The sequence below is a fragment of the Caulobacter sp. D5 genome (assembly GCF_003185805.1).
Taxonomy (GTDB): Bacteria; Pseudomonadota; Alphaproteobacteria; order Caulobacterales; family Caulobacteraceae; genus Caulobacter.
Map to the genome: position 1 here is coordinate 1 of NZ_QHJY01000553.1, position 2,559 is coordinate 2,559.

General features: G+C 67.6%; 3 protein-coding genes. 1 reads left to right on the forward strand and 2 read right to left on the reverse strand.

Going from position 1 to position 2,559, the window contains the following annotated elements:
* Positions 1-106 precede the first annotated feature (106 nt).
* Positions 107-1,579: an Asp-tRNA(Asn)/Glu-tRNA(Gln) amidotransferase subunit GatA gene (gene gatA, locus DMC18_RS25125; RefSeq protein WP_110119071.1), complete on the reverse strand. Its 1,473-nt coding sequence runs from the start codon at positions 1,577-1,579 to the stop codon at positions 107-109.
* Complete coding sequence (gene gatC, locus DMC18_RS25130) at positions 1,579-1,866, reverse strand: Asp-tRNA(Asn)/Glu-tRNA(Gln) amidotransferase subunit GatC (protein WP_110119070.1); 288 nt, start codon at positions 1,864-1,866, stop codon at positions 1,579-1,581. Before gatC ends, gatA begins: the two co-directional genes overlap by 1 nt.
* A gap of 175 nt (positions 1,867-2,041) precedes the next feature.
* On the opposite strand from gatC, the gene ruvX reads away from it, so the two are divergent.
* On the forward strand, positions 2,042-2,521 hold the full coding sequence (gene ruvX, locus DMC18_RS25135) for a Holliday junction resolvase RuvX (protein WP_110119069.1): 480 nt from the start codon (positions 2,042-2,044) through the stop codon (positions 2,519-2,521).
* Positions 2,522-2,559 lie beyond the last annotated feature (38 nt).

The window sequence follows — 2,559 nt, forward strand, 5'->3', positions numbered from 1 at the left end:
ACGCCCAACACGCCCCAGTAGGGACTTGGCCAGTAAGGGCCTGAAACGACGAAGGGCTGCTCCATCGCTGGAGCCGCCCTTTTCTTTGAACCTAGCCCGGACTAGCTCACCACCACTTGTCGGCCTTGGCCGTGAAGCCGGCGGCCTTCTCGATGGCGCCGGCCACCGAGAACACCGTGCCTTCGTCCAGCGGCTTGCCGATGATCTGCAGACCCAGCGGCAAGCCGTTGGCGTCCAGACCGGCCGGCAGCGACAGGCCCGGCAGGCCGGCCAGGTTGGTCGTCACCGTGAAGACGTCGTTCAGGTACATGGCGATCGGGTCGTTGCTGTTCTCGCCCAGGCCGAACGCCGCCGAGGGCGCGGTCGGGGTGAGGATGGCGTCGACCTTGGTCCAGGCGTTGTCGAAGTCCTCGGCGATGCGGCGACGCACCTTCAGGGCCTTCAGGTAGTAGGCGTCGTAATAGCCCGCGCTCAGCACATAGGTGCCGATCAGGATGCGGCGCTTGACCTCGTCGCCGAAGCCCGAGGCGCGGGTGTTCTCGTAGATCTCGGTCAGGTTGGCGCCGTCCTCGCGCAGGCCAAAGCGCATGCCGTCGTAGCGGGCGAGGTTCGACGAGGCTTCGGCCGGAGCGACGATGTAGTAGGCCGGCAGGGCGTACTTGGTGTGCGGCAGGCTGATCTCGACGATCTCGCAGCCGGCGTCCTTCAGCCAGGCGATGCCGTCCTGCCAGAGTTTCTCGATCTCGGCCGGCATGCCGTCGACGCGGTATTCCTTCGGCACGCCGATGCGCAGGCCCTTGACCGACTTGCCGACGAACTGGGTGAAGTCCGGCACGGCGATGTCGAGGCTGGTGGAGTCCTTCTCGTCGTGACCCGACATCGAGTTCAGCAGCAGGGCCGCGTCCTCGACGGTCTTGGCGATCGGGCCGGCCTGGTCCAGCGAGCTGGCGAAGGCCACGACGCCCCAGCGCGAGCAGCGGCCGTAGGTCGGCTTGATGCCGACGGTGCCGGTGAAGGCGGCCGGCTGGCGGATCGAGCCGCCCGTGTCGGTGGCGGTAGCGCCCAGACACAGGTCGGCGGCGACGGCCGCGGCGCTGCCGCCCGAGCTGCCGCCCGGGGTCAGGGCCTTGTTGCTGCCCTTGCCGCGCCACGGGTTGGTGACCGGGCCGAAGTAGGAGGTCTCGTTCGACGAGCCCATGGCGAACTGGTCGAGGTTCAGCTTGCCCAGCATCACCGCGCCGTCGCGCCACAGGTTCGACGTCACCGTCGACTCATAGCCCGGGACGAAGTTCTCGAGGATCTTCGAGCAGGCCGTGGTGCGCACGCCCTTGGTGCAGAACAGGTCCTTCACGCCCAGCGGCGCGCCGTCCAGCACGCCGGCCTCGCCCTTGGCGCGGCGCGCGTCCGAGGCGGCGGCCATCTCCAGCGCCTTTTCGGGCGTCTCGAGAATGTAGGCGTTGAGGCCGCGCGCGGCTTCGACGGCGTCGATGTGCGCTTGGGTCAGCTCGACGGAGGTGAAGTCCTTGGCGGCCAGGCCGTCGAGGGCGCCCTTCAGGGTCAGTTTCGTGAGCGCGCTCATTATTCGACCACCTTGGGCACGACGAAGAAGTTGCCGACGGTCTTGGGCGCATTGCCCGTGACCACTTCGGGTTCGCCGCCCATGGTGACGACGTCGTCGCGCAGCGGCAGGCCGGCGGCCACGACGCTGGTCAGCGGCTCGGCGCCGTCGGTGTCGACCTCGGCCAGCTGCTCGATCCACGTCATGATCCCGTTGAGTTCCTGAGTCAGGGCCTCGATGCGCTCTTCGGGTTCGGCGATGCGGGCGAGCCGGGCGACCTTGCGGACGGTCGCGGCGTCGATGGCCATGGGGCCTTCTCCAGTCAGATCTATAATCAGCGCGCGCTGACAATTCGAACGGGTGGGTTACCCGCCTAGCGTCGTCTTTGACAAGCCCGGCCTCCCCTTGGCGGGGCCTTTTCGCCCGACCTTTCTGATTGGCGGCGCTCTCGCTTCGGCGGGCGCAAAGGCGTAGAAGCCGCCCATGCCCGTTCTCGACATCGAAGAATTCACCGCCGCCATCCCCGACTACAAGCCGATCATCGGCCTGGATCCGGGCGAAAAGACCATCGGCGTGGCCGTGTCCGACGTCACCCTGACCGTCGCCAGCCCGCTGACCGTGATCCACAAGACCAAGTTCACCCAGGACGCCGAGGCCCTGTTCGACATCATCGACTACCGCAAGGTGGCCGGCATCGTCGTCGGCCTGCCGGTCAATATGGACGGCACCGAAGGCGTGCGCTGCCAGTCCAACCGGGCGCTCGCCCGCAACCTGCTGCGCCTGCGCCCCGACCTGACCATCACCTTCTGGGACGAGCGCCTGTCGACCGCCGCCGTCACCCGCGTGCTGATCGACGAGCACGACGTCAACCGCAAGCGTCGCGGCGAGGTGGTCGACAAGATGGCCGCCGGCTGGATCCTGCAGGGCGCCCTGGAGCGGATGCGGGGGATCCGGGGGGAGTAAATCACGTTCGGCGAAACCGCTTTTCTTCAACCTCTCCC

Coding starts and splice junctions, on each gene's coding strand:
- gatA (WP_110119071.1), bottom strand. CDS start 1,579: ATGAGCGCGCTCACGAAACTGACCCTGAAGGGCGCCCTCGACGGCCTG.
- ruvX (WP_110119069.1), top strand. CDS start 2,042: ATGCCCGTTCTCGACATCGAAGAATTCACCGCCGCCATCCCCGACTAC.
- gatC (WP_110119070.1), bottom strand. CDS start 1,866: ATGGCCATCGACGCCGCGACCGTCCGCAAGGTCGCCCGGCTCGCCCGC.